At 38.3% G+C, this 4,739-nt stretch carries 4 protein-coding genes; 3 read left to right on the top strand and 1 reads right to left on the bottom strand.

Features of this window, described 5'->3' with window-relative positions:
• The 3 genes from AC33VI_RS02445 to AC33VI_RS02435 all read left to right on the top strand — a co-directional run.
• On the top strand, positions 1-2,481 hold a 2,481-nt coding region (locus AC33VI_RS02445), incomplete at its 5' end, for a DUF3458 domain-containing protein (protein WP_491780681.1).
• Positions 2,482-2,804: 323 nt separating this feature from the next.
• The gene (locus AC33VI_RS02440) at positions 2,805-3,257 is read left to right on the top strand and encodes a hypothetical protein (RefSeq protein WP_491780680.1); all 453 of its coding nucleotides are present in this window, start codon (positions 2,805-2,807) and stop codon (positions 3,255-3,257) included.
• A gap of 110 nt (positions 3,258-3,367) precedes the next feature.
• Complete coding sequence (locus tag AC33VI_RS02435; protein WP_491780679.1) at positions 3,368-4,450, top strand: CobW family GTP-binding protein; 1,083 nt, start codon at positions 3,368-3,370, stop codon at positions 4,448-4,450.
• Positions 4,451-4,502: 52 nt separating this feature from the next.
• Here the strand turns inward: AC33VI_RS02435 and AC33VI_RS02430 are convergent.
• A partial coding sequence (locus tag AC33VI_RS02430; protein ID WP_491780678.1) for a hypothetical protein occupies positions 4,503-4,739 on the bottom strand: 237 nt, incomplete at its 5' end.

Genomic DNA, 4,739 nt, shown 5'->3' with positions numbered 1-4,739 from the left:
CATATATTATTAGATTTAGTATTGGATATTCCCAACCAAAGTTTCAAGGGGACTTGCACTACTACTATTACTCCCGTGAGGGCTGGAATTAAGCAGCTAACGATGGATGCAGTAGATTTAGAAATTGAGTCGGTATTGGTGGATGAGATATCTCAGGAGTTTGATTATGATGGGGAACAAATCCAGATACATTTGCAACAGGCTACAAGTGAAGCAGCAGTTAAAGTAGAAATTGCTTATTCTGTAGATAATCCCCAACGGGGTTTGTATTTCATTGCCCCAGACGAACATTATCCCAACAAGCCAACGCAAGTATGGACTCAGGGAGAAGATGAAGATTCTCGTTTTTGGTTTCCCTGTTTCGACTATCCTGGGCAATTAGCCACATCGGAAATCAAGGTACAAGTGCCTGCTAATATGATGGCGATTTCTAATGGGGAGTTGGTTAGTAAAACCGAGAAGGATGGGAATGTTGTTTATCATTGGCATCAGAAGCAAGTACATCCTACTTACTTGATGACTTTAGCAGTGGGAGATTTTGCGGAAATTCAGGACGAGTGGCAAGGTATCCCCGTTAATTACTATGTGGAGAAGGGAAGAGAAGCAGACGGGAAGCGCAGCATGGAGAAAACCCCCCGTATGGTAGAGTTTTTGTCCCAGAAATATGGCTATAAATATCCCTATCCTAAATATGCCCAAGTCTGCGTTGACGACTTTATTTTTGGGGGAATGGAAAATACTTCTACTACCCTATTAACAGATCGCTGTTTGTTGGATGAGAGGGCAGCGATTGATAATATGCGGACTGAAAGTTTAGTGCTGCATGAGTTGGCGCACCAATGGTTTGGGGATTTGGTGGTAATCAAACATTGGTCGCACGCTTGGATCAAAGAGGGGATGGCTTCGTATGCAGAGGTATTTTGGACTGAAGAGGAATATGGTAAGGATGATGCGGATTATTATTTATTAAATGAGGCACGGAGTTATTTAACAGAAGATAGTACTCGTTACCGTCGTCCAATAGTAACTAATGTCTACCGTGAAGCGATCGAACTCTATGACCGACATCTCTATGAAAAAGGTGCTTGTGTCTATCACATGATTCGTGCCATCTTGGGAGACGAGTTATTTGATAAAGCAATTCAGACTTTTGTTAACGACAATGCCCACAAGACAGTAGAAACAGTAGATTTATTACGGGCAATTGATAAAGCTACTGGTTTTAATTTAGGCTTCCTTTTCGATCAATATGTCTTTCGTGGCGGACATCCCGATTATAAAGTAGCCTATTCTTGGGATGGAGATAGTAAGCTAGCTAAGTTAACCGTAACCCAAAAGCAAGCTAAAGATAGCGATAGCAAAGAGTTATTCGATCTGAAGATTCCCGTTGGCTTTGGTTATATTAATAAAAAATCTAATCTACCCGAATACAAAACCTTTACCCTCCGCATCCATCAAGCAGAACAAAGTTTTTATTTCCCCTTAGAGAAGAAACCTAGCTTTGTCAGCTTCGATCTAAATAATAATTTCCTCAAGACAGTCAACTTACAATACCCTGTAAACGAATTAAAAAATCAATTGAAACACGATCCAGACTCCACTTCTCGTATTTATGCTGCTGCTGCTTTGAGTAAAAAAGGTGGATTGGAAGTAGTCAAGGCATTAGCTAAATCTCTTACTGACGATCCTTTCTGGGGAGTCAGAGTAGAAGTAGCGAAAAAACTCGGCAAAATTAAACTCAACCAAGCTGCTAAAGCTTTAGAAGTTGGATTACAAGATAAAGATGCCAGAGTGCGTCGGGCTGCGATCGAAGCTTTGAGTAACTTCAAACACCCAGTTACTTACGATCGCATTGCTAATTGTCTGCAACAAGGAGACCCTAGTTACTATACTGAAGCCGCTGCTGCACGAAGTATTGGCGGAATGGTATCGGGTAACTTAAAAAATAAACAAGCAGTCGCTATCTCTTTACTAAAAACTACCCTAGAAACCAAACAAGGTTGGAATGAAGTAGTGCGCGGTGGTGCGATCGCAGGATTGAGTAAAATGAAAACTTCTACTGAGGCTGCGGATCTGATTCTCGAATATACTAAACCAGGTATTCCCCAAGCCTTGAGACTGGCAGCAATCCGCAGTTTGGGAGCAATTTCTACTGGTCAACCTCCAGAAAAACTAGGCGAGATTTTAGAACAGCTAGAAGCAATTTCAGGAGAATCTTTCTTCTTGACTCAAGTGGCGGTAGTGGGGGCATTATCTCAAATGCAAACTGCTCAAGCCATAACTATTTTAAACGAGCTTGCAGCCCAAACCCCTGATGGTAGGGTGCGTCGTCGTGCGGAGGAAGCAGTTACTAAAGTACAGAAAAATCTAGGTGCGGATAAAGCAGTTAAAGAATTGCGTCAAGAAATCGATAAGTTGAAGGAAACCAATCAAGATTTGGTAAGTCGATTGGCTAAATTAGAAGCAATTGAGAATGAATAATTAATAATAAGTAATTAATAATTATGACAATCAGCAAAGATAGCTCCATCAAATTGATTCTCTAATTATTGAGAAAAAGAATAGGGCTGAATAATGCGATCGCAACTATTGAATAGTTTAGCTGTTCGATAGATATGTTAAAGGAGTGCTTAAATCGTTTACAGTAATAGTATTATTAATGTATTTAGAGTATAAATATTGAATATTTATCATTATACTTTTGTTAGTTTGGCAATTAGTAAACTAGCTAAAGCATTTACAGTTGATAAATAATCGATAACAAACGATAAATACTAAATGCTCAATGCCAAATGATATAAGCCATGTTATATTTAGCCCAAGTTGAAACTAACCCCAATTCGGGAGAAATACAGCTACAGGTACTCGCCCGTCAAGAATCAGAATATGTCTGGGAGTTAGATAATTCCCAAACTTTGCTCCTAGCTAAAGAAAGTTCTCTTGGGGTAGGAGTACTTGTGCTGGTAGAAATGGGCAAAAATAGACAAATAATTAGTATTCAAGATGCTAAAGAATGGATTTTAAGCATATTACAGCAACATTTGACCAAAAATGCCATTAATCCCCAATTTATCAAAACCGAACAAGGCAAGGTAGAAAAATGGCGACAGGAAATTACTGCCCAGAATTTAGAGTTAAACCGTCGGGCATTAGAGATTGAAACCCGTCGAGAACAATTGCAAGAATTAGAACAAGAGTTGAAAAAAGATAGAGAAGAGTTAGATCGATTGCGTCAACAATCGACAATGGATCGTTGATACACATTAGCAAATCACTAATTAATTCTGAGAAATCCCCTTGAGATTGCCAGAAAAATCTAGAATAAAGAAAATTACTTCTAGTCTGACAATATTTAAGAATAATCGTTATGACAACTGTTGATACTCCAGCGCCTAACACAATGGAAACTGCCAAAAGAGGCTTACCCGTTACTATCATCACGGGCTTTTTGGGTAGTGGTAAAACCACCTTGCTAAATCATATTTTAACCAATCAAGAAGGACTCAAAACCGCTGTATTGGTCAATGAATTTGGCGAAATTGGCATTGACAATGAGTTAATTGTCTCCACAGACGGAGACAACATGGTGGAATTGAACAACGGTTGTGTATGCTGCACTATTAATGAAGATTTGATTAATGCTGTTTACAAGATCTTAGAAAGAGAAGAAAAGATTGATTATCTGGTTGTAGAAACAACAGGGTTAGCAGATCCTCTTCCTGTAGCATTGACTTTTCTGGGTACAGAGTTGCGAGATATGACTCGCCTTGACTCTATTGTGACGATGGTAGATTGTTCTAACTTTAGCCTCGATTTGTTTAATAGTGAAGCTGCTTTGAGCCAAATTCAATATGGTGATGTAATTGTTCTAAATAAAACCGATTTGGTTGATGAAGCTGATGTAGATGCCTTAGAGATTAGAGTACGAGATATAAAACAAGATGCTCGTATTTTAAGGACGCAAAAATCTCAAGTATCTATTCCCTTAATTTTAAGTGTTGGTTTATTTGAATCGGATAAATATTTTGAAGAGGCAGAATCAAAGCATGACCACGACCACGACCATCACGACCACGACCATCACGACCACGACCATCACGACCACGACCACGACCATTCTCATCATTTAGAAAATGATGGCTTTTCCTCCATTTCTTTTCAATTTGATAAACCTCTAGCAATTCGCAAATTTCAATACTTTCTTGATAATCAACTGCCTGAAAATGTTTTTCGCGCTAAAGGTATTTTGTGGTTTGATGAAAGTCCTAAACGTCATATTTTTCATTTAAGTGGTAAAAGATTTACTCTTGAAGATGAAGAGTGGATGGGAGAACAGAAAAATCAATTAGTCTTAATCGGTCAAAACATAGATAAGGAAAAATTAAGCCAACAAATTGAAAACTGTGTTTGTATGCCCAAAAGCGATCGGGGTAAGGGTTTTGGCAAGTAAACAAAATAAACTAATTTAAACTATCTAATAAACTCAAATAGATAATACTCAATCAAGGCTTGGGATAAAGGCTAGTAATATCCTGAGTCTTGTTTTGTATGTAAACAATATTTTTAATTAGAGAAGGACTACATCCAGTTTTAAAAAGAAAAGCATTTACTTCAGCCAAAGAAAAATATAAAACAGAATCAAGTTCGTAAATGTTGTGACAGATAGATTTGAGCCAGAGCAAAAGTTTTGTTGAATTTTTTTGGGGGGAGAGGGGTTGACAACCAAAGGAAAGTTGCCT

It is taken from the genome of Waterburya sp., assembly GCF_058530065.1.
This window is presented reverse-complemented; position numbering and strand designations above follow the sequence as displayed.